The following is a 23697-nucleotide window of genomic DNA, read 5'->3' on the forward strand; positions in this document are numbered from 1 at the left end:
TCGCCATCGCGAGCGGGCTCTTGCCTACAGAGGAACTTTCACCCCACCCCTTCAGCAAAACGTCTCGTGCAGATGCCGCCAGCGCAGGGCGCCGCCGGGCAGTTGTTCGATAACGGCCGTGGCGCGGCGGTCGCTGAGGGGGCCGCTGGCGTCCGATTGCAATTCGCGGTAGCTCAGGGTGGCGCCGCCGGGGTGGCGGGCGAGGCCGCGCAGGTCGCTCAGGCTGATGCGCAACCCGGGGCGGGTGCCGCCCAGTTGTTCGAACAGGCCGCGCAGGGCCTCGCAGTCCAAGGCTCTGCCATCAGGCGCGACCATCGAAAACTCGGGCGAAAACCGCCCCAGCAACCGGGCCAGCAGCGCCGGTTCGGCGGTGCCGGCGAACCACTGTTCGATGTCGAGCAAGGTGTGGATCACTTCGTTGAAAAAATCGCGATAGTCGGTCATGCAAAGGGCTCGGCGTGAGGGGCGGCCCCGCAGGGTAGGGCGTTGTCCTGGCTAGGGAAACGACGCGATGGCTGCTAGTTTGTCAAAATTATTTTGACAAAGGAGGCGCCCGCCCATGGTCAGCCTGGATCGTTTCGACACCTTCAAAGCCGTGGTCGAGGCCGGCTCGCTCACGGCGGCAGCCCAGTTGCTGGGCCAGACCCGCGCCGTGGTCAGCTTCAACCTCAAGCGCCTGGAGGCGGAGTTGGGGGTGACCCTGGTGACCCGTAACACCCGGCAACTGGCCCTCACCGATGCCGGCGAGCGCTTTTACCTGCGTTGCCTGCGCACCCTGGACGAAGCACGCCTGGCCATCGAAGAGGCACGCAGCGAACACAGCCAGCTCAAGGGCACGCTGCGCATCACCACCACCGTGGAATATGCCCTGGCCAAAGTGGTGCCGGCGCTGGAGCTGTTCCGCCAGCAGCACCCACAGCTGCATATCCACCTGTCCACCTCATCGACCCACGCCGACCTGATTGGCGAGCGCTTCGACCTGGCGATCCGCCTGGGCCGCCTGCTCGACTCCAACCTGCGGGCGGTGCAGCTTGCGACCTTCGACGTGTTCGCCGTCGCCGCCCCGGCGTTGCTGGCCCGCCACGGGGCGGTCACTGGCCTGGCAGCTCTGCAACACCTGCCCACCCTGGGCCATGGCCGCGTGCCGCACCTGAGCGTGACCGACCCCCAAGGCGTGGAGCACGATTACCAGCCCCAGGCCGGCCAGGTCGCAGTGGTGGCCGACAACAGCGCCACCCTGCGCGCCTTCGCCCTGGCCGGGCACGGCGTGGCGATATTGCCGCAATGGCTGGTTCAGGCAGACCTGGACGCCGGCCACCTGCAGCACCTGCTGCCCGACCACCGTTTCACCCGCCAGGGCGTCTATGCCCTGTACCCCAACACCCGCCACCTGCCGCTCAAGGTGCGGGCGTTCATTGATTTTCTGAAGTTGCGCGAGGGGGGCGGCTAGCCTCCCGCACCCTTACCTGCGGGGCAGGAGAGTGGGTGTTGAGCAGGCCACCCACAGGTGGGGTGCTTTGCAAAGTCGCTTGCCATCGGTCGGAAAAGTACCGCCCCCTGTCAGATCTGACAGGTTCGCAAATGCCGCAACCGTCGTAGGGTCAAGGGCAATTTCCCCTGCGCAGAGATGGCTCCCATGGCAGATCACAGCGATCGTCTTTTGCTCAACCTGGTCAACGACCCCGCTGCAAAGAAAACTCCACGGGGCAAGGTCAATTTCGTGACCGCCATGCAGCAACTGGGCATTGCGTCGGTGTTCGATATCATCGGCCAACCCAAGCCGCAGTTCGTCGAGCGCCTGGGGGAAATTTGCGATGCCGACGGCGCCTTGGCCTACGAAAACGCACTGTGCTACGCCACCCAGATTGGCCGTTTATACCGTGAGCACCAGGTGTCCAGTGGCAAACCCCAGCATCTGACCCAGCGCACCGGCGTGCGGGCGCTGACGGAGGTGGGGCCCAGTTACCCGAACCTGTTCAAGGAAAACTGGGATGAGTTCTGCAAGGTGGGCGCCATCGCCGCGATCGACTCGCCCGTGGCTTACCTGCGCTCTCTGTTCCACTTCGCCACCCGCACGCTGGAGGGGTCCGGGCAGGGCACTCACCCCAAAATCCTGCTGCGCACGCGGCGCCCCGATATCGAGGCGCTCGTGATCGACCCGCAAAGCACCTTTGTGCCCAGGCCGATGCTGGACCAGGTCAACGAGGTGCTCAAAGGTGATATCCAGCGTTACCAGCAGGGCATCCCCGGTATGCCGCTGCCGGTCTATGACCTGCTCGCCAACCGGCGCCATCCGTTTATTTTTCCCTACAACTTCGCTCACCATCAGTGCCGCCTGGGGCTGGCGCAAAACAAGCTGCAACTGGGCGAGTTGAATTACCGGGTCAGTTTTGAATTGCCCGCGACCCAAGGCAGCCGCAATGTCTACGGCACCGTGCAGAACGCCCCCCATGAGGCGCAGCGGTTGTTGTCCGGGCTGAGCCCACAGCAGCAGAAATTGCTGATTGAGCCTTCGTTGTTTACGACGTTTTATCTGTCCAAGGCACAACTGGTTGCAGGGTGGGATGGGCCTTGGAATTGCCATCTCAATGCCCACAAGGCTGTGGGCATGGGCTTTGTTTTGCGTCCCGGGCAGAGCGCGATTCAACAGGTCGTGCCGCCTGCCGATGCGCTGGTCAGTGACTACAATGGGGTCAACCTGGCCACGCTGGAATTCACCAAGGCCGGTACAGCGCAAAAACACGTAGCCAACTTCAAATTCGGTACAAGAACCACCGATCCCCGTTACCTCTGGCGTTTCAACTATCTCAATGGGCCTAATGGCTCCACGCTGCTGCCCAATATCACGTGGGACAACAGCGGGCCAGCGTTCCCGGTGTTTGCGGGTTATCGCGCTGCATTTGTGGTGACCACCACCACTGGGACCTTGCAGGCGCCTGCAGGACTGGCAGCCTTGAGCTTTACCCTCGAACTCGATGAAAACATCACGTGGACCAACGAGCAGGTGTTGTTTTTCAGAAACCACTTCGATGTGGTCAGTGCCGGCGGCCAGGTCGAAGGTGGGCTCAATGAACTCAAGACTTTTCTCGACAAAACCGCGACCAATGCCGAGCAGGTCGAGGCGCTGCTGTCCCAGCGCAACTGCTTCCCCAGGCTATCGCCCAACTGCCCCAGTACCAACGTCAAGGCTAATGGGGCGGGGCGGGGCAAACCGTACCCCCATGCGTCCCACTACGGCGCCTGCTACGTCAACGGCCATGGCTCGGACCGCTATGACAGCGTCACGCCGGCCACCACCGCCTCCATTCAACGCGACCAATTCGACAATTCGATGGGGCTCAAGGAGGTCAAGACCGCCAACGCCACCTACTGGTACCTGACCAAAACCTCGCCCAACCGCTTCGACCGCCTGCAACGCATGATCCGTTTGCAGCGCTGGTTCGACCTTCCCTTCGCCGAACTGGACACACTCATCATCAGCGCCATTCGCAGCGAAGGCGAACACAACCTGACCATGGACCTGAACATCAACACCTTGCGGGTGCTGGGGGTTTATCGCTACTTGAGCGGGCGCTACAGCATCACTGCCGAGCAATTTGCAGCTTTTGTGCATGACCTCACGCCCTACGCCACGGGCGAGCGCGTGCCGCTGTTCGACCAGGTGTTCAACAAGGCGGCGCTGTTCGACGTGCCACTGGTGCTTGACCAGCAGCCCTTCAACCTGGCCGGCACCGACGCCGCCTCGAAAAGAACCGTGTCGCAACTGTGTGCCGGCCTGGGCTTACAGCCCACCCAGACCTCGTTCTTTCGTCTGGCCGGGCAAACCCAGCTCTACGTGGGCCCATTGCGCCGCGACCTGGCCACCGTGTCATCGCTGTATCGCCAGGCCCGGATGGCGCAGTTGTTCGGCCTCACACCCGAAGACAGTTGGGCGCTGGTCGACTTGCTGGGCGGCGAACGCTACCAGCGCTTGCTCAGCAACGGGCGCCTGGCGCAGCAAGGGGAGCGGCCGTTGAGCCCGATGATAATCGAGGCCAAAAATTCTGACGCTACATACGACATCCGCTTGACCTTGGTGGCTGATCCTCTTGAGGCGGGTGATGTGTTACGCCTGCTGCCGGGCTCCGCGTTGCTCGTCAACCAAGGGGTCGATTTTACCCAGGCAGCCCCCACGCGGTTATTTACCCTCGACTGGCCACCGCAGCCGGCGCTGGCGAACTTTTTGCGCAATGTCGACGGCAGCACGCTCAGCCTTGCGCCTATTGCCCCCGGCCAAACCCTGTCGTTGAGCGGTAGGGTAATCACTCGGGAGGCTTGGCAAGCCATCACTGAGGGCGCGGCAACGCTCACCAATTTGCGAGTCAAATGCGGTGCCCAGGGCAATCGAGATATGAAGGTCGAGAACATCTACGAAGGCGAACCCCTGAGTGCCGAGCCCGATATCCTCGACCTCCTGATGCAAATGGACTGGGCTGTGACCTGGCTCAAGGACAGCAAGCAAACGGTGCCACTGGTGCGGCAATTGCTGGGCCTGGACCCGGGCGACTACCTGCCGCCCGAAGGCTTGACCGACCGCGTGGCGAAGCTCGCCGAGGACGCCCGCGCGGTGCTGGTGAGCGACGCGCAACTGCTGGCGCTGAACCTGCCCACACATGAAAAAACCACCCAGGCCCGCGGCCCCGGCGACCCCATCAACTGGCGCAGCGTGCTGCTACCACTGCTCGACCCAACGGGCCTGGTCAAAGAACAACCCCTGGAGTTGGCCGACAACACCCAGGCGCAATTGCAGGCCGCCCTGGTGCGGGCCCTCCAACCGCTGGCCCTGGACCCCGCCGTCAGGGCTGCCAGCCTGGAGAAACTCGGCACCCTGCTCATGGCCGCCCACGGTCGGCAATTGCGCTTGATCGAAGGCCTGGCCCAGGAGTTGGTCAACCTGCCCATGGACCGTACCCAAGTGGTGGTGCACTGGGCCCAGACTAGCGTCTATCAACTGCTGGCGATGGTGCTGCAAGTGGGTACCAACGCCGAGGGCAGCAGTACGCTGATCGTCCAGCTCAAGGCTGTGTTGTGCCACGCCAAGGCCGCGCTGCACTTACGCCTAAGCACCAGCGCCCTGCGCCTATTCCTGGTACACCCGCAGTGGCTGGGCGCGGCGCAAGGGGGGCCGCTGTCATGGGCCAGCCTCTACCTGCTGGGCCGCTATAGCCAGTGGTTCAACCGCCAGAGCCAGGCAGAAGAAGCCCTGCTGGGCTACTTCATCAGCGCCAACCCGGCCAAGGCCCAACTCAAGAACAAAGCCCTGCGCAGCGCCGTCAACCAGGCCAGCGCCGAAGTGTTGGCCAACCTGCTGGACTGGCGCCAGGAAGACATCGCCCGCTTGTTCCAGGAACTGCCCCTGGGGCGCGCCACCTCCCTGGCCGAAGTGGACTGGGTGCTGCGCTGTCAACAGGCCTGCGCCGCCAGCGGCTTGACCGCCACCGACCTGCTGGCCGCCACCGCGTTGCACGCCGATAGCGCCAGTGTGGCGTGGCAAGCGGCGGGTGAAGCCGCCATAGCCGCCAGCCGCCGCGCCTGACCGCCATCATTTTTGCAAGGAGCAACCATGTCCAAGTCCATCGATGCCCAGCTCAACGAAACCCTGCGCGACGCCCTGGTGGCCTACTACCTCGACGAGGTGGTGCCCAACGCCCAGGAATTCGTCGGCTCCGGGCTCAACGACAAAATCAAGACCGCCAATGACCTCTATGAGTACAAGTTGCTCGATGTCCAGGTCTCCCAGGACGTGGCCACCAGCCCCGTGGCGTCGGCCATCGCCAGCCTGCAGCAGTACATCAACGGTGCGCTGATGGGCATGGAGCCGGGCTACGAAAACCGGGTCATGGAAGAACACCTGATAACCCAGTGGCGCGAGATCAACAGCCAATACCCCATCTGGGCCGCCAACCAGCAATTGCAGTATTACCCCGAGGTGTACATCGACCCCTCGCTGCGCCTGAGCAAATCGACCTATTTCGAGCAACTGGAGAACGACCTCAACCAGAACAAGATCCACATCGACACCGCCCAGGAAGCGGTACTCAGCTACCTGGCCAGTTTTGAAGAAGTGGCCAACCTGACCATCATCAATGGCTACATCAACACCGACGACTTCAAGAACGGGATGTACTACTTCATCGGTAAATCCCGCGCCGAAAGTGTGTATTACTGGCGCTCGGTGGACATGTCCCAACGCACTTATAAAAACCTCACCGGCACCGACCCCAACCGCCCCAAGTTCGACTACCCGCAACCCGGCGCCTGGTCGGATTGGAAAAAAGCCAACTTACCCATCTCGGCCGGCGCCATTGAACGCACGATACGGCCAGTGTTGTTCAATAACCGGCTGTTTGTGTTTTGGATCGAGTGCGTGGATAACAGCCCGGAGGCGACCACCGTCGAACAGAGCTATGTTCCCGGTGCTCCACCGACCCCCCCAGAACCGGGTTCACCGGTCACCACCATCAAGAACAACCCGATGTTGCGCTTGAACATGGTCTACAAAAAATACGACGACACCTGGAGCGTGCCGCAAACCTGTATCGAGGCGTGGAGCGAGGCGCCGCGGTTCAAGACGGAGAATCTTGAAGAGTGGGTTAACTGCATTGCCGTGCAGGACAGTTCGACATCGCCGGAGGCGATGTTCGTAGCGATGTATGCCGGCTATACCCCCGGCGATTCAGATGAAGGGAGAGACGATGAATACGCTTTTCTGAAAACGGCATTTGTTGATAAGAACTTTAATGTGAGCCCCCTTTTTCCATATGTTGGCAAGGTGCCTCAAATGGAAGTGACCCCCGGGGATAAAAAAGCCCATGTGTTGAAGGTCAGTCGTATTTTTGCCCACGCTAATGAGGGGCGCTTTCAATTCAAACTTCCTCCGTTCAGTATCCAGATAAAAAGTATCGAGAACAGTATGCCGCACCCAGGTGTTGACTCTTGGGACTATAACCGGTGGCAGAGCAGAATTGCGGGACCCGTAAAAGATGTGGATATTAGATATAACTCAGCGATGCAGCGCCTTGAATTTGATTCGAAGATAATGGCTCCATTTAGAACGCCCGTTGTGGAAGTTGGAGTCGTTTTGGCTGGTGCAGGTATAAATGTCGGTACGATAAACCTAATAGTTGCAACTGGCACTCCAGTTGACTCTTTGGGTCTTTATACTCTTTTGGAGGGTTCTTATATTTATTCTTACGGGGGTGCTTTTAACGAGTCCGCAGGGAAGTATTATTTTGCACTCTGGTTATTTAATCAGGACTCTCATGATGGCAGTTTTCTTCGAGATGCCACCGGCGTACTCTGCACGCTGACTCATATATTGGACGGTCAGTTTGAATCACTTGCCGGAAAAAAAATAACCAAGAAGGCTCTGGACGCTCTTCGCGAGGGAGTAGGAAGTATAAAGAGGTTTGAATATCAGCGAATGGAGCCCACTGCGGGTCAGATCGTTAACCGGAATGTGAGTCGTGTATCCATTAGTGATCCTCTTGGTTTTCAACGAGCCATATTCAGGCCGCAGAACCTTAATAGCCTGACGCCTGTGCATCCGGGTTACAGTGCGCTTAATTATACGAGTGTTGTTTTGGAGAGGGAGCCGCCCAATACATGGTCGATAAATATACCTATCAATACGGATACGCTGCTGCCTGATTGGAATGTAAGTTGGCCGCAGAACTATAAAAAAATTCCGTTGATACATGGGGTCAAGGTATATACCGTGACCCCCGGCTCGGGAAACGTAGAAGTCGGCCATGCCCTTAAACTAACCCAAGTTGAATTGCACCTGGTTGCTCAAGTCAGGAGCCCGCTTATCGCTCCACGTATCAGCACCCGCGCGAGCCCTATCCATGGTATCGCTGAGTTCATCGATTTTGCCGGCTCCGGTATCCCCCAGAGCGACGATGGCCTCGCTGCACGCCAACCCATCCGCATGAACACCTTGTTTGCACGCGAACTGATCTTTCGGGCCAGTATCGCCCTGGAAAACCTGCTCTCGTGGGAAACCCAAGGCCTGGAAGAACCTCCGCTGCAACCGCCCGCGGCCCGCAACCTCATGGATTTCCACGGTGCCAACGGCAAGTACTTCTGGGAGTTGTTCCTGCACCTGCCCTTTTTGGTCAGCCAGCGCCTGAGCCTGGAGCAGCAGTTCGACGGTGCCGAGCAGTGGCTGGGCTTTATCTTCGACCCCGCGCGCAAGGCAGGTAATGGTCGCCCGGCTTACTGGAACGTACGGCCATTGATGGATGACCCCATGGCCGGGACCGAAATGGACCACGCCACCCGCAAACCCGCCGACCCGGACGGCATCGCCAGCAGCCACCCGGTGCGCTACCGCAAGGCCATTTACCTGCACTACATCAAGAACTTGCTGGACCGCGGCGATGCGGCCTACCGGCAACTGACCCCCGACAGCCTTGGCGAAGCCAAGCTGTGGTACGTGCGCGTGCTCGACCTGCTGGGCCCGCGGCCGGATATCCGCCTGGTGGACCATTGGACGCCCATGACCCTCAAAGCCCTGAGCGATTCCACCAACCCCGGGTTGCGCGCCTATGAGCAGCGCTTGATCGCCCAGGACCAACAGCGCGAGCAAAGCGCCGCGGCCAATGACGGCCACTCGCTGTACAGCTTTGCCGAGCCGCCGCTGTACCTGCGCACCTTCGGCCACGACGCGAGCCTGGCGGACTTGGACAGCGACCACTTGCGCCTGCCGATCAACCAGCACCTGGTGCACACCTGGGACATCGCCGAGTCGCGCCTGGCCAACCTGCGCAACAACCGCACCCTGGACGGCAAGCCCCTGTCGCTGCCGCTGTTTGCCGCGCCCCTCAACCCTCGCGACCTGCTGGCGGCCTACGGCCAGGGCGCGGCCGGTGGCGGCAGTGCCCGGTTGCTGGCCCAGGATGTGCCGCACTACCGCTTCCACGTGATGCACAACCGCGCCGCCAGCGCGGTGGAAACCCTGATCCAGTTCGGCCAAACCCTGTTGTCGCTGATCGAGCGCAAGGAACAGGCGCAACTGCAGGAACTGCAATGCCAGCAAGCCTGGGAGTTCACTCAATTTGCCATCGACCTGCAACGCCAGGCGCACCTTATTGACGAAGAAAGCCACAAAGCGCTGCAGGCGAGCAAGGCGATCGCCCAGGGGCGGCTGAAGTTCTACGCCAAATTGGCGGATGAGGTCGTCAATACCGGAGAGGTCGTAGCCGCCGCTCTGCATCTGATCGGCCGCGTGGCAGAGGGTGTTGGGGCGGCCGCCAAGGCTGTGGGGGGAGGCCTGAAGATTCCGCCGAACGCGGTAGGGGGAGGGGGCGGTGCGGTTGTCGGATTTTCCAACGGACTCATGGCCGGCTCCCATGTAGGTGGCTGGCGCCTGGAAGGTGTACCGGGCATGGTCGAGGCCGTGGCTTATGGTGTTGTAGCCATCAGCCAGGGCAGTGCCGAAGCCATCGACCGCGCCGAACAGTTTCGCCGCCGCCACCAGGAATGGACGCTCGCCCGCGACCAGGCGCAACTGGAAATCGAACACCTCGACGCCCAGATGGAGGTGCTCAAAGCCCAGGCCCAGGCCACCGAGTTGCAGTTGCGCCAGGCCCTGGTGGCCCAGGAGCAAGCGCTGGCCACCTACGCCTTCCTGGGTAAGCGTTTCACCAATGCCCAGCTCTACCAATGGCTCAACGGCCAGTTCGCCACCTTCTATTACCAGGCCTACGACGCGACCTTGGCCCTGTGCCTGGCGGCCGAAGCCTGCTGGCAGTTCGAGTTGGCCGACTACACCAGCCGCTTTATCCAGGCCGGCGCCTGGAACGACAGCTACCGCGGCCTGGGCGCCGGCGAGGCGTTGAAACTGCAACTGCTGAAAATGGAGGCCGCCTACCTGGCCCGCAACGATCGGCACCTGGAAATCACCAAGACAGTGTCCGTGCGCCAACTGCGGGAAAAGGACCCGGCCTCGACCATCAATCAGGACTGGGTCACCGTCACCGCGCGTCTGCTCGACGAAGGTGTGGTGGCCTTTGAACTGACCCAGCCGATGTTCGACAAGGACTATCCCGGCCACTTGCTGCGCCGGATCAAGCGCATCAGCGTATCGCTGCCCGTGACCCTGGGCCCTTACGAAGACATCCGCGCCCTCCTGACCCAAACCTACAGTGGCGTGCGCATGGCCGACGGCAGCCTGCGGGAAAACCTGCGGGCCAGCCAGCAAGTGGCGCTGTCGGGCGGGGTGGACGACGACGGCTTATTCACCTTCGACTTCAATGACGAGCGTTACCTGCCGTTTGAAGGCACCGGGGCTATCTCGCGTTGGGTCCTGCACTTCCCCAACCACGTGCAGCAACTGCCCGCCTTGCAAAGCCTGACCGACATCATCGTGCACCTGCGCTATACCGCGCGGGCGGGGGGGAACTGAAGGTGAGCCGTGACGCAGCGCAGGTTGTCAGCCCACCGTCACTGCCCAAGGGCGGTGGGGCCATCCGCAGTATTGGCGATGGCTTGGGGGTAGTGGGTAGCGGGGGGGCGGCGTCGTTTGGGCTGGCGTTGCCGATTTCTCCCGGCCGGGGGTTCGCGCCGTCCTTGTCGCTCGGCTACAGCAGCAGTACCGGTAACAGCCCTTTTGGCCTTGGCTGGAGCAAAACCGTCAAGGCTATTACCCGGCGTACCGCCAAGGGCGTGCCGGCCTACACCGATGGTGACCTGTTCGTCGGCCCGCAAGGGCAAACGTGGATGCCTGAGCGCGATAGCCACACGGGTGCCCTGGTCTCCCGGAGTGTGAGCCACTACAACGGCTTGCCGGTGGGCGATCACCGCGTCGTGCGGTATTGGCCCAGGATCGAAGATACCTTCACCTTGGTCGAGCACTGGACCGACGATACCGACCCGGCCGGTTTCTGGTTACTGCACGACGCCGACGGCAACTTGCACCTGTATGGCAAAAGCCACGCCTCACGCCGGGCCGACCCTGATGACCGGCAGCATGTGGGCGTCTGGTTGCTCGATGAAAGCCTCAACACCCGAGGTGAGCACATCGTGTACACCTACCTGAGCGACGACCAGGGCCCGGATGAGCATCAGCCGCGTGACTACCGTGCGCAGCGTTACTTGAGCCAGGTGCACTACGGCAACCTGGATGCATGCGATCAGCTTTACGCCTGGCGCGCCGAGGGTTGGCAGGGGGTGCAATGGCTGTTTCACCTGGTGTTCGACTACGGCGAGCGGCCCTATACGCTGACGTCGATACCCGGCTACGAAGCGTCGCAACCCTGGCCCGAGCGTACCGATCCTTACTCCAGTTTCGAGTATGGCTTTGAGTTGACAACGCGGCGCCTGTGTCGGCAAGTCCTGATGTTCCACGATTTCCCCGAGTTGGGCCCCGAACCCGTGTTGGTGCAACGCCTGCTATTGGAATACCGGGAAACGGCATTGGGCTACAACCATCTGTGCGCTGCCCACAGCCAGGCCTTTGGCCCTGACGGTAAGGCGCAGGGCCGCCCGCCGATGGAGTTTGACTACAACCCCTTCGATCTCCAGTGGGGCGCTGAGCGCTTTGAAGCCTTTGAACCCATGCCCGGCCTCAATGACGGACAGCGTTACCAGTTGGTGGACCTGTATGGTGAGGGGCTGCCGGGCATCCTGTACCGTGATGACAAGGCTTGGTACTACCGCGAGCCGCTGCGGGCAACACCGGCGAGCCATGCCGATGAGGTGGCTTACGGCCCCTGGTGCGAACTCCAGCAGTTCCCCAACACCAATAGCTCAAAGCCTGTGTGGCAATTTCTCAGCGACATCACCGGCGACGGTTCGCTCGATTGGGTAATGGCGCAGCCTGGTCTGGCGGGTTTCTTCACCTGCAAGCCCGAGCGCAGTTGGTCGAACTTTACCCCGCTGGAGGCGTTCCCCCAGGAGTTTTTCCACCCGCAGGGGCAGTTGGTCGACCTGATGGGCAATGGCCTGTCGGATTTGGCCATGATCGGCCCGCGCAGTGTGCGCTTGTATGCCAACCGCCGGGAAAAAGGCTTTGCCCCTGGGCAAGAGGTGGCCCGTGAAGCTGACGAGGACGCCTTGCCAATGCCCAGCAACAACGCCTGCGAACTGGTGGCGTTCAGTGATGTGATGGGCAGTGGCCAGCAACACCTGATCCGCCTCCGCCACAACGAACTCAAATGCTGGCCCAACCTGGGCCGCGGGCGTTTCGGCAAAGGCTTTGTGTTCAGCGAGCTGACGTTTGCCTACGAAGAATTTGACGCCTCGCGGGTACTGCTGGCGGATCTGGACGGCTCCGGTGCCGCCGATCTGATTTACCTACAACCTCAGGGTGCGCTGATTTTCATCAACCGTAGCGGCAATGGCTTTCAGAACCAGCCCATTTTCCTGCCATGGCCAGAAGGCGTGTGCTACGACCGCTTTTGTCAGGTCAGTACCGCCGACTTGCAGGGGCTGGGTTGTGCCAGCCTGGTGCTGACGGTTCCCCATATGACGCCCCGGCATTGGCGTTACGACTTTGTCAGGGCCAAGCCCTATTTGCTCTGTGCAACCAACAACAACATGGGGGCGGCGACGACGATCGGTTACCGCAGTTCGGCCCAGGAGTGGCTGGATGAGAAGCACCACCTACTGGCCTGCGGCCGCTCGCCAGTGTGTCGCTTGCCCTTTCCCGTGCCCGTGGTCGGTAACCAGACCCAGCATGACGAAATCACCGGCAATCGACTGACCCAGCGGTTTACCTATCGAGAGGGGTTTTATGACCCGACGGAACGTGAGTGGCGTGGCTTTGGCCTACTGCTGAGCACCGATTGTGAAGCGTTTGCAGGGCCCCATCAGGAGGGCTACAGCGCGCCGGTGTTGCGCAAGACCTGGTTTCATGTCGGGCGTGATTTGCACCAGCACTGCGAGGGCTGCTTTGCGGGTGACCCCAGCGCCCAGCCCTTAGGGCCTCACCTGCTGAGCCGTTATCACGAGCAAGACGGGCTCGATCAAATCACCGAACCCAGCGGCCCGCAGCGCGAGGCCATGCTCGTGGCGCTTGCCGGCCAAGTGCTGCGCGTTGAGACATTCGCCGCCGATGGCGGCGTGGGCGTGCCGTACACCCTGGAACAAAATCGCTACCTGGTGCGCCAGTTGGATCGGCCGCTCGGTGGCCGGTTTGCCCCTTATACCGTGATGCTGACGCTGCCCGTGGAGGCCATCAGCTACCACTACGAGCAACAGGCCAATGACCCGGCTTGTCGCCACAGTGTCGGTTTGCGCTGGGATGCCTTTGGCCAATTGAACCAGGGTATTGTCGTCAGCTATGCCCGCCGCTTGAGCGCTGGGGATAACCCGCCCGTGCAACCCGATGAACGCTGGTGCAGTGATGCCCACGATGAGGCGCAACAGGCTTACTACCTGCACGAAACCTTGGCGCAGTTTATCCATCTCACGCAGCTGCAAGGCTGGCACCTGGGCCTGGCGTACTTGCAGCGGGAGAACGCCTGGCGATTGGGTAAAGGCGCAGGGCCGGAAGGCTTGACCCCCCAGGCCATCAGCTACGAGGCTTTTAGCCGCCAGAGCGACGACAACCCCCTGCACCCGCACGCCAAACGGGTGTTGGTTCGCCAATCGGTACAGCGTTATCGCGACCCGACAGACCTTTCGCATTACCTCCCCCTGCCCAATGGCGCCGCCAGTTTCGAGGCCTTGGCCGATTGTCAGGAAATTGCTGAACTCGATAGCACCGCTCTAGCGGCTTATGACCTGTTGCGAAACGAGCAGGGTGAAATGCCCTTCGACCTTGAGGCGAGGCTCTTGGCGAGCGGTTATCACAAGATGCCCTGGGTGTTGGACGGGGGGGCGAACTCCCAAACGCCGCTATGGTCGGTCAAGCGCGGCTTCAACACCTATGCACCGCTGAGTGGCTTTTACAACGTACTGACCGTGCGCCCGACTCTGAGCCACGGGGTCACCCACCTGGGCTATGACCCTCGTTGGCTGCTCAATACCCGCGTGCAGTTGCCGGACGGTTGCCAGACCCGCGTCGACAGCATCGATTACCGCCTGCTGCTGCCGACGCGAACGGTTGACGCCAATCGCACTGTCCAACAAGCCTGCTACGGAGCTTTCGGCCAAGTGTTTGCCACCAGTCATCAGGGGACAGAGCTGGGCGTGCCCGTTGGCTTTGCGCCGATAGAGGACTATCAGCGGCCACAAGACGACACCCCAACCTACGCCATCCAGGCCCCCGACAACGCCTTGCTCAACGCTGCAACGGCCTACTTTGAGGACCCGTTCAGTTGGATGGGGATCGTGCCCGAGGCAGCCCGTAAAGATGCGGCCTGGCTGGAGGAATGCATTGCCCAGGGCGATGTGTTGCCCAGTGGGCATATCCGTGCCAGCGCTCGCCAGTTGCCGACCCTGGAGCGCTTGACGCAAGCCCGTCAGCGTTTGCTTGCGTTGATTCCAAAGGTGCCCCGCGAACCGATGCACTCGGCCACCTTGCAGGCCGACCGCTACCCTGGCGATCCGCGACGGCAAATTCGGATTGCCCTGACCTGTTGGGACGGTTTTGGCCGGGCCTTGCAAAGCAAGGACAAAGCCGAACCTGGTGATGCCTATCAGGTCAGTGAGGCGGGGGCGTTGGTACTGGACGAGGTAGGCCAGCCCATCACCTGGCACACGGTGGCGCGCTGGCGGGTCAGCGAGCGCGTGGAGTACAACAACAAAGGCGAAGCGGTGCGGCGCTACCTCCCCTATTTCGCCGATCAGCCTCGCTACATTGACGACGCCTGCTTCAGGCAATTCGGTTATTACGACCAGCAGTTCTACGACCCACTTGGCCGTCCGAGCCGTACCGTCATGGCCAAGGAAGGCTACCTGCGGCGTTACACGTACCGGCCTTGGTACAGCCTTTTTGAGGATGAAAACGACACCTGGGAAGAGGTGCTGGCGCAGCAGGGCAAAACCGCTGCCACCCGCTCGGTTGACAGCCAGACGCCCACCTTGAATGTGATCGACCCTCGTGACCTGGCCGTTCGCACAGTGAGTTACTGGCGCAATGCTGCGGATCAGCCTGCGCAGCTACGGTGCCAACGAAGAGCCTTCGACGATGCTGGCAGAGTAGTTGCTGAATGGGACCCCCGTTTATCAGCCGATGCTGGCGCGCCCGCCAACGTGCTGAACATCTGGGCGCTCAGTGACAAAACCCTCGGTTGGCGCAGTGTCGATGCGGGTTGGCGCGTCAGTTTGTACGCACAAAGTGGGGCGTTGGAGCAGGCCTGGGACGCTCGCGGTCTTCAGCGCCTGACGCAATACGATGGGTTGCTGCGGCCCCTGGCGGTGTTCGAGCAAGGTTGCACGCAACGTTACGAGTACGCGGGTGCCGAGGCACACCTGGCCGGTCGCAACCTGTGCGGGCGACTGATTCGCCACGACGACCCGGCAGGCACATCGCTATGGGAGGGCTATGGCATGGCGGGCCAAGTGCTGGAGCAACGCCGGCACTTTTTGCGTGAACTGGAGCCACCGAACTGGCCACTGCCGTTGCCGCAGCGCGATGCCTTGCTCGAACCTGGCGAAGGCCTGCTAAGCGCGTATCGGTTCAATGCCCTGGGCGAGTTATGGACGCAAACCGATGCGCAGGGTAATCGCCACTACTTCAACCAAACCATTGACGGCCAACTGCGCGATTGCGCGCTACACCTTAACGGCGCGGCGGCCCCCCAGCTTTTGGCCGGTGACATCCACTACACCGCCCAGGGGCAGATCGAGCGGCAAACCTGTGGCAATGGCGTCGCCTGCCAATGGCATTACGACGCCTGGAACGGCCGCCTGATCCGGCTGCGCGCCACAGCGGCCAATGGCGAGCGACTCCAGGACTTGAATTACAGCTACGACCCGGTGGGCAACATGCTGAGTATCGAGGACCAAGCCATGGTGGTTCGCCACTTCGCCAACCAGCGTATTGACCCTATCAATCGCTACACCTACGACAGCCTTTACCAATTGGCCCACGCCACCGGGTGGGAGGCTGGCAGCGCCCGGCGCGGGCCAAAGCATATTGAAGACCCCAACGCCGTCGCCCAGTACCAACAAACCTATCGCTACGATGCTGGCGGCAACCTGGTAGAGCTGATTCATCAAGGGCCACAAAACCATGGCCGTAAACTGACCGTGGCCCGCTACAGCAATCGCTGCCTGCCTGACCAAAACGGGCACCCACCCAGCGAAGCGGAAATTGCCGCCCGTTATGACGCCAATGGCAACCTACTGGCCCTGGAGCCGGGCCGGCACCTGAGCTGGGATGGGCGCAACCAGTTGCAGCAGGTCTGCCCCGTGGCACGGGCTAGCGCCCTCAATGATGTCGAGCGCTATATCTACGATGCCGATGGCCTGCGCCGGCGCAAGGTCTACCTGGCGCACACCCAGGCGCGCACGCTCATCAGCGAAACCCGTTATTTACCAGGGCTGCAAATGCGCAGCAGCGAGGAGCAAAGCCTGCACGTCATCACCGCCCAGGCCGGGCTAGTGAGCGTCCAGGTACTGCACTGGCAATCGGGTGCACCCAAGCACCTGGGCAATGACCAGTACCGCTATCACCTGGCCGACCACCTGGGCTCCTGCACGTTGGAATTGGACAGCGACGCCCAGATCGTCAGCCACGAAACCTATCATCCGTTCGGCACGACGGCGTTTAGCGATCAAAGCGATAGCAGTTATCGAACGCAGCGGTATTCAGGCAAGGAGCGCGATGCGACGGGGCTTTATTACTATGGTTTGCGTTACTACATACCGTGGATGCAGCGTTGGGTTAATCCGGACCCGGCGGGTGCGATCGATGGCCTCAATCTGTACCGGATGGTCAGAAACAATCCCGTCAATCTGGTTGATCCCGATGGCCTGACGCCGGAGGGAGATTTGTTCAGAAAAATGTTCAACTCCAAGGTGTTTATTAAGGCCTTTAGGACAAATCCCGAACAGGCAATACAAGAAATGGAGCAGGTATTGCACGCCGAAAGCTACCCGCCCGAACTAATTAGTGGCGTTGTAAGACGGCTCAGGGCGCAGATACCAGCGGATGTTTCTGCACTCTCGGCGCAAGCCCAGGCGATGAGCCTGGACTCGGCGCCTCAAAAAACAATAAGTGGGGGGGGCTATGAAAACATGAAGGATTTTTTCGCCATCTACTCCACTAACGCCGGCTCTTCAGCGATTAACTCGGCACTGAGGGCTAACCGGCCCTTATCCGTTTCAGGCAAAAAGGTGGTGTCGGAATTGGCGGCGCGTCATGGCAGCCATCACTTTGAGGGGCGTACAGGCACACAGCGCAAACTGAACTTGATCGCGGTAGCCGACACGCTTGATGTGGCAGATATGAAAAAAGTCGCCAATCAGCTCTACCAACAATCCAACCAGGCCGTCAGCACCTTTTACCGAGGGCAGGATGTCACCTCCGCTGCCCTGGATAGTTTTTCCGATGCGATTGAAGCAGGAAGCATCCTGTACTCCCTCAGCCCGCTTTCCGTCTCCAGGGATAAAACCGTAGCCGAGGGTTTTATGACCGGCACCATTCCCGTGCTGATGGAAATCCGCGGCTTCAGTGCATCTGTCATGACGTCGTCGCTGACAGCCGACGGCGAGCAAGAGCGCATATTTTCACCTCACGCCGATTTTAAAGTGAGCGCTATGGGCACCAGGGCTACGAATTCCGCTCAGTACTTAATCCGACTTGAAGAAGTGCGGGGGCATCGAGGCCCGCGAACGCCGCTGTATTACTGAGGATGGGTGCCTGGCATGCCAGCGTTCGCGGCCTCACGACCGCTGTCGCGAGCAAGCCCTGCTCCTCGGCGCCCCTACAACCGCCCCGCCAACCCAAACCGCTTCATCAGGCCCTTCTCCAGCCACCCCTTGGGCACCAGCGCCGCCAGCAAGGGCAGGGCGCGGCTGCCGTTGCCCAGGCGTAGCAGGCGCGGGGGCGTGGTTTGTTGCACGGCTTTGAGCAGGTCGGCGGCGAAGTCACGGGCTGGGGTGGGTTTGTCCTGGGAGGCCTTGGCGCGGGCGCGGATGCCTTCGCGCAGGGGCCACCAGGGCGAGGTTTCGTTTATCAACTGTTCGGCCTCATGCCCGGCGTTTTTCGCAAAACTCGAGGCGATGGCACCCGGTTGCACCTCCATCACCCGGATGCCGAACGGCGCCAGCTCCATGCGCAGCGCATCGCTCAGGGCATGCACCGCCGCCTTGGACGCGCAATAGGCCCCGGCGAACGGCGTCACCAGCACCCCCGAGACGCTGCCGATGTTCACCACCAGGCCCCGGCTCGCCCGCAGCAGTGGGAACAGCGCCGCCGTCACGCCCACCGGGGCGAACACATTGGTCTGGAACTGGCGCTGCAGGGCCTGCACGCCGCCATCGAGCAGCGGCCCCATGGCGCCGTAACCGGCGTTGTTAACCAACACATCCAGGCCACTGCCATGCTGTTCCAGGCGCAGGGCCAGGGCTTGTAGCGCGGCGCTGTCATTGACGTCCAACTGCACTGCGTTGAACCCGGCCGCAGCCAGGGCCGCCACATCCTCGACCTGGCGGGCCGTGGCCCAGACGTCATACCCGGCGTTCTTGAACGCCTCGGCCAACGCGCGGCCAATGCCGCTGGAACAACCGGTAATCAACACCACAGGCATAGCGCGCTCCTTGTGCAAGAAAAGGGATCAATCGGAAAAATGGCCCTGCAAGCGCTCGGCCCGAAACTCCAGGGTTTGCGGGCGATAGCCTGGGCGCAGCGGCGGCAATGGCAAACAATCCTGCCAATCGGCGCCGGCCTGCAACTGCCCGGGGCCACGGTAGCGCGGCGCGGCGTACTGATTGTCTGCCAGGTCCACCGTGTCCCCCGGCGCATAGGCGGCGATGCGCCAGCGCAACTCGGTCAGCGGCACGTCGTTGCCATTGTTCAGGGCCAGCAGCAACGGGCGGTCGGCTGGGCACTGCTGGGGCGCGTAGCTGATGCGCAACTCCAGGCGCGCCAGTTGCCGCGCCTCGCGGTTGTCCAGCCATACCACCCAAGTGGCCACCAGGCCCAGGCCCACCGCCGCCGCCAACGACACCGGCACAGCCTTGGCCGGGTAGCGCAATAGCAACACCAGCCAGGTGACGACCAGCAAAACGCCAATGAACATGGCAGGGCACTCCAGATAAACCGAAGGCCATCGTACCGCCACTAGGCTGCACCAGCCCAGCGCAAACTCGGATGCGCAAGCGAGGGGCGGGCCGCCGTCTGTCGCTACTGTCAGTTCTGACAGTAGCCCGCCGGCCCTTCAAGGTGTTTGCTGCGGGAACCTCCCCACGGACGCACCACCATGGCCACTGTGCACCGCGCCACCCCCACCCTCACCGCTCTCGACCCGCGTGGCCTGGTGGTGCGCTCGGTTGCTTATTGCCGCAGCGCCGCCGATGGCCCGGCGGATGTGCGCATCCACCGCACAGAGCATGACCGTGCCGGGTGGGCCGTGGCCCTGTGGGACCCGCGTTTGCTGGCAGACCCCAGCGCGCCGGCTAACCTGGCGACCCTTTACTCGCTGCGGGGCCACGTGCTGGGCACCGAAAGCGTGGACGCCGGGTGGCGGCGCAACCTGTGGGGCGCTGCGCAGCAGTGGATGAACGCTTGGGACGGGCGCGGCACGCTACGGCGCAACGCCTTCGACCTGCGGTTGCGCCCGCTGGCAGTGTTCGAGCAGGGTGGTTGTACCGAGCGCTACCGCTATGGCGACGGCACGTTCCCCCGTAACCAGCGGGGCCTGCTGATCCGCCACGACGACCCGGCCGGCACAGTGCTGTTTACCGAGTACGGCGTGGCCGGCCAGGCGTTGCAGCACACCCGCCGTTTTCTCCAGGCACTCGATGCGCCGGATTGGCCCGAGGCGCTCGCGCAGCGCGATGCTCTGCTGGAACCCGCCCCAGGTGCAACCAGCCACACCCGCTTCAATGCCGTGGCCGAGGTGGTCGAGCAAACCGACGCCAAGGGCCACCGGCAATTGTTCAGCCACACCCCCAGCGGCCAGTTGCGCCAGGTGCAACTGCAACTGGCCGGGCAGGGCAACCGCCAGACGCTGGTGTCGGCCATCCGCTACGACGCCCAGGGCCGTACCGAGCAGGAAACCGCCGGTAATGGCGTGGTCACCACCCTCACTTACCGCGCCGAGGACGGCCGCTTGATCCGCTTGCATGCGGCGGGGCCTCAAGTGCTGCAAAACCTGCATTACGCCTACGACCCCGTGGGCAATGTGCTGAGCATCGAAGACCAGGCGCAACCGGTGCGCTACCACGCCAACCAACGCATCGACCCGGTCAACCGCTACACCTACGACAGCCTCTATCAACTGACTCAGGCCACCGGGTGGGAGGCCGGCGCAGCCAACAAAGGCCCGCACTTCTCGCCCTTTGCCGACCCGGCCCCCCGCGCCAACTACCGGCAAACCTACGCCTACGATGCCAGTGGCAACCTGCTGACCCTGGCGCACCAAGGCCCGCAAAGCCACGGCCGCACCCTTACTGCTGCGCAACACAGCAACCGCTGTTTACCTGAGCGCAACGGCCAACCGCCGACCGAGGCCGAGATCGCCGCCGCGTTTGATGCCAATGGCAATTTGCTGGCGTTGCACCCCGGGCAAACCCTGGCCTGGGACCGGCGCAACCAGTTGCAGGAAGTGCAACCGGTGCAGCGCGACAGCGCCCCCGACGACAGCGAACGCTACATTTACGGCGGCGATGGCTTGCGGGTGCGCAAGGTGCAATCGAGCCAAACCCACGCCCGCACGGTGACACGCGAAGTGCGCTACCTGCCGGGCCTGGAAATCCGCACCCGCCCCAGCGAAACCCTGCACGTCATCGTGGTGCAAGCCGGGCGCAACAGCGTGCGGGTGCTGCACTGGGAAACCCCGCCCCCGCTGGCCAACGATCAAATTCGCTACAGCGCCAGCGATCATTTGGGCTCTTGCACCCTGGAGCTGGACAGCGCCGGTGCGGTGATAAGCCACGAGACGTACCACCCCTTCGGCACCACGGCGTGGTTTGCCGGTAGAAGTGAAGTAGAGGCCCGTTATAAAACCGTGCGTTATTCCAATAAAGAACGCGATGCCACGGGGCTGTATTACTACGGCTTTAGGTATTACATGCCGTGGTTACAGCGTTGGGTTAATCCGGACCCGGCGGGAAATATTGATGGGTTGAACTTTTATAGAATGGTTAGGAATAGTCCGATTATGGATGTTGATTTGAAAGGTTTGGCACCCTCGCGGGTGCTGCGTTGGTTAAAACGCACCTTTACAACGAGTGAAAGTGAGTCAACTCCGGTTCCTGCACCTGCAGAAAACGCACCGGTATTTGATCGGGCAGTTTATGCACTCGCACAACGATTTAGTAAAACCACGCGGCAAGAGGATTTCGAAAAATTCGCCGCTAGTGTTTATGGGGGTGTAGCCCGGCAGAATGTACCTGTTGGAGGTTTTCTTTACCGTAGTCATTATGAGGGGGCGATCGAGCCTGTTGGTTTGGTTCGGGCGTCAGGCGCTGAAAGTCCACACACGCAAGCGTTCACCCGACAACTGTTTGAACACAGTGGAATGCAGGCGGGCCTATCCGGGAAAGTGCTTTCTTTTACGCCTAATCTCCCTGTTGCAAAGCGGTTCTCGCAGCGGCCAAATAGTGTGTTGGTGAGGGTGGATACACGAAAGGTCGATGTTCCGTTCAGGGCAATGGCCAATATCATAGCCACAGATGCAGAAGAGCTAATCCGCACTGGGGTAATACGGGTTCCACATTTAGTGAATGCACTTGGTTACGTGTCTCAAGGGGAATATGAAACTTTCTATATGGGCGGTGACGTGCCTGAGGGAATTGTCGAAATATACAGCTCGGGCAAGTGGATTTCGATTCAAGAGTACTTGTCGGTGAAAAGGGCGGTATCCAATGCCTCTGTCGTTGTTTGAGTACAGGTTTGGATGGCGGTAGTAGTTTCATTGCAAGGTAAAAAGCCAACCCCCTACCGACTGCAAATGCAGAGGGTCGGGTAGGCAGCGCCGGCACTTGGGCCTGTGTGGGAGCAAGCCTGCTCCCACACAGGCAGCCCCCCTACACCAGCGGCTCGTCACTGGGCGATGGTTTTCACCGACACGCCGCGCTCCAGCGGGGTGGAGCGGCCGTAGATGTCCTCGAAGCGTTCGATGTCGTCTTCGCCCAGGTAGCTGCCGGACTGCACTTCGATGATTTCCAGGGGGATCTTGCCCGGGTTGCGCAAGCGGTGGACGGAGGCGATGGGGATGTAGGTGGACTGGTTTTCGGTGAGCAAAAACACGTTGTCATCGCAGGTGACTTCGGCGGTGCCGCTGACCACGATCCAGTGTTCGGCGCGGTGGTGGTGCATTTGCAGCGACAGGCACGCGCCGGGTTTGACCGAGATGTGCTTGACCTGGAAGCGCCCGCCCATGTCCACCGAGTCGTAGGAGCCCCACGGGCGGTAGACCTCGCAGTGGTTCTGGGTTTCGCTGCGGCCCTGGGCGTTGAGGGTGTTGACCATCTGTTTGACGCCTTGGACCTTGTCCTTGTGGGCGATCATCATCGCGTCCTTGGTTTCCACGACCACGATGTTTTCCAGGCCGATCACCGAAACCAGTTTGCCGTTGCCGTGGATCATGCAGTTGCGGCTGTCCTGGATCACCACGTCGCCCTTGGTGACGTTGCCGTTGGCGTCCTTGGCGTTGACTTCCCATAGCGACGACCAGCAGCCCACGTCGCTCCACCCGGCGCTCAGCGGCACCACGCAGGCGTCGAGGGTTTTTTCCATCACGGCGTAGTCGATGGAGTTGTCGGGGCAGCAGGCGAAGGTGGCTTCGTCGAAGGTCAGGGTGTCGGCGTCCTGTTCGCTGCGTTCCAGGGTCAGCAGGCAGGTGTCATAGATGTCCGGGTCGTGTTTTTTCAGCTCTTCGAGGAAGCGGCTGGCACGGAACAGGAACATGCCGCTGTTCCAGAAGTAACCGCCCTCCTTGATGAATGCGGTGGCACGTTTGACGTCGGGTTTTTCGACAAAGCGCTGCACCCGGCTCACGCCTTCGGGCAGCGCGGCATCGAGGTTGGCCTTGATGTAGCCGTAGCCGGTTTCCGGTTTGGTCGCCGGCACGCCGAACAGCACCATCTCGCCGCGCTCGGCGGCCACGGTGGCCAGGGCGAGGGCGCGTTGCAGGGCTTTTTGATCGTCGAGCACGTGGTCGGCGGGCAGCACCAGCATTAGCTCATCGCGGCCCTCGTTGACCAGCATCATTGCGGTCAAGGCCACAGCCGGCGCGGTGTTGCGCCCGAATGGCTCCATCAGGATGCGCTGGGTGTCCAGGCCACGGCTGGCCAACTGTTCGTTGACGATAAAGCGGTGGTCCTTGTTGCACACCACAATGGGCGCGTCCATGCCGTCGAACACCAGGCGTTCCAGGGTTTGCTGGAACAGGGTGTGCTCGCCGGTCAGGGCCAGAAACTGCTTGGGAAATTGCTTGCGCGACAGCGGCCACAGACGCGAACCGCTACCGCCGGACAGGATGACTGGGATCATGGTTTTTCTCCGAAAAAAGAGGGGGAGGGCAGTTGCAAGCGGCAAGCTTCAAGCGGCAAGTAAGGGCTTTTCACTTGCAGCTTGCCGCGAGTAGCTGGGCGCAC

The 23697-nt window shown here is 61.6% G+C and carries 9 protein-coding genes and 1 pseudogene; 6 read left to right on the forward strand and 4 right to left on the reverse strand.

The window, feature by feature from the left end; translation table 11 throughout:
• Nucleotides 1–51 precede the first annotated feature (51 nt).
• Nucleotides 52–444, reverse strand: a complete 393-nt coding sequence (locus CKW13_RS01140; protein WP_095106129.1) for a DUF4440 domain-containing protein — start codon at nt 442–444, stop codon at nt 52–54.
• Nucleotides 445–559: 115 nt separating this feature from the next.
• On the opposite strand from CKW13_RS01140, the gene CKW13_RS01145 reads away from it, so the two are divergent.
• The 5 genes and pseudogenes from CKW13_RS01145 to CKW13_RS24925 all read left to right on the forward strand — a co-directional run bounded on the left by CKW13_RS01145 (nt 560) and on the right by CKW13_RS24925 (nt 17784).
• Complete coding sequence (locus CKW13_RS01145; RefSeq protein ID WP_095106131.1) at nt 560–1450, forward strand: LysR family transcriptional regulator; 891 nt, start codon at nt 560–562, stop codon at nt 1448–1450.
• Nucleotides 1451–1636: 186 nt separating this feature from the next.
• On the forward strand, nt 1637–5575 hold the full coding sequence (locus CKW13_RS01150) for a Tc toxin subunit A (protein ID WP_176465023.1): 3939 nt from the start codon (nt 1637–1639) through the stop codon (nt 5573–5575).
• A 27-nt stretch (nt 5576–5602) separates the two neighbouring features.
• A pseudogene (locus tag CKW13_RS24920) lies at nt 5603–6559 on the forward strand (neuraminidase-like domain-containing protein); the annotation flags it as partial.
• A gap of 1410 nt (nt 6560–7969) precedes the next feature.
• Nucleotides 7970–10447 carry a hypothetical protein gene (locus CKW13_RS24655; RefSeq protein WP_256576495.1) on the forward strand — a complete coding sequence of 826 codons (2478 nt, stop codon included), beginning with the start codon at nt 7970–7972 and terminating at the stop codon, nt 10445–10447.
• Nucleotides 10448–10449: 2 nt separating this feature from the next.
• Nucleotides 10450–17784, forward strand: coding sequence for a SpvB/TcaC N-terminal domain-containing protein (locus tag CKW13_RS24925; RefSeq protein ID WP_177454736.1), 7335 nt, complete (start codon nt 10450–10452; stop codon nt 17782–17784).
• A 74-nt stretch (nt 17785–17858) separates the two neighbouring features.
• Here the strand turns inward: CKW13_RS24925 and CKW13_RS01165 are convergent, their stop codons facing one another.
• On the reverse strand, nt 17859–18683 hold the full coding sequence (locus CKW13_RS01165) for an SDR family oxidoreductase (RefSeq protein ID WP_095106137.1): 825 nt from the start codon (nt 18681–18683) through the stop codon (nt 17859–17861).
• 27 nt (nt 18684–18710) lie between these two features.
• Nucleotides 18711–19175 carry a multidrug transporter gene (locus CKW13_RS01170; protein ID WP_095106139.1) on the reverse strand — a complete coding sequence of 155 codons (465 nt, stop codon included), beginning with the start codon at nt 19173–19175 and terminating at the stop codon, nt 18711–18713.
• A gap of 180 nt (nt 19176–19355) precedes the next feature.
• Here CKW13_RS01170 and CKW13_RS01175 point away from each other — a divergent pair, with 180 nt between their 5' ends.
• Nucleotides 19356–21983, forward strand: coding sequence for an RHS repeat domain-containing protein (locus tag CKW13_RS01175; RefSeq protein WP_095106141.1), 2628 nt, complete (start codon nt 19356–19358; stop codon nt 21981–21983).
• Nucleotides 21984–22141: 158 nt separating this feature from the next.
• On the opposite strand, the gene CKW13_RS01180 is transcribed toward CKW13_RS01175, so the two are convergent.
• Nucleotides 22142–23593: a mannose-1-phosphate guanylyltransferase/mannose-6-phosphate isomerase gene (locus CKW13_RS01180; protein ID WP_095106144.1), complete on the reverse strand. Its 1452-nt coding sequence runs from the start codon at nt 23591–23593 to the stop codon at nt 22142–22144.
• Nucleotides 23594–23697 lie beyond the last annotated feature (104 nt).

This window comes from Pseudomonas sp. Irchel 3E20 (genome assembly GCF_900187645.1).
Classification (GTDB): Bacteria; Pseudomonadota; Gammaproteobacteria; order Pseudomonadales; family Pseudomonadaceae; genus Aquipseudomonas.

Coding starts and splice junctions, on each gene's coding strand:
- CKW13_RS01140 (WP_095106129.1), bottom strand. CDS start 444: ATGACCGACTATCGCGATTTTTTCAACGAAGTGATCCACACCTTGCTC.
- CKW13_RS01145 (WP_095106131.1), top strand. CDS start 560: ATGGTCAGCCTGGATCGTTTCGACACCTTCAAAGCCGTGGTCGAGGCC.
- CKW13_RS01150 (WP_176465023.1), top strand. CDS start 1,637: ATGGCAGATCACAGCGATCGTCTTTTGCTCAACCTGGTCAACGACCCC.
- CKW13_RS24655 (WP_256576495.1), top strand. CDS start 7,970: ATGAACACCTTGTTTGCACGCGAACTGATCTTTCGGGCCAGTATCGCC.
- CKW13_RS01165 (WP_095106137.1), bottom strand. CDS start 18,683: ATGCCTGTGGTGTTGATTACCGGTTGTTCCAGCGGCATTGGCCGCGCG.
- CKW13_RS01170 (WP_095106139.1), bottom strand. CDS start 19,175: ATGTTCATTGGCGTTTTGCTGGTCGTCACCTGGCTGGTGTTGCTATTG.
- CKW13_RS01175 (WP_095106141.1), top strand. CDS start 19,356: ATGGCCACTGTGCACCGCGCCACCCCCACCCTCACCGCTCTCGACCCG.
- CKW13_RS01180 (WP_095106144.1), bottom strand. CDS start 23,593: ATGATCCCAGTCATCCTGTCCGGCGGTAGCGGTTCGCGTCTGTGGCCG.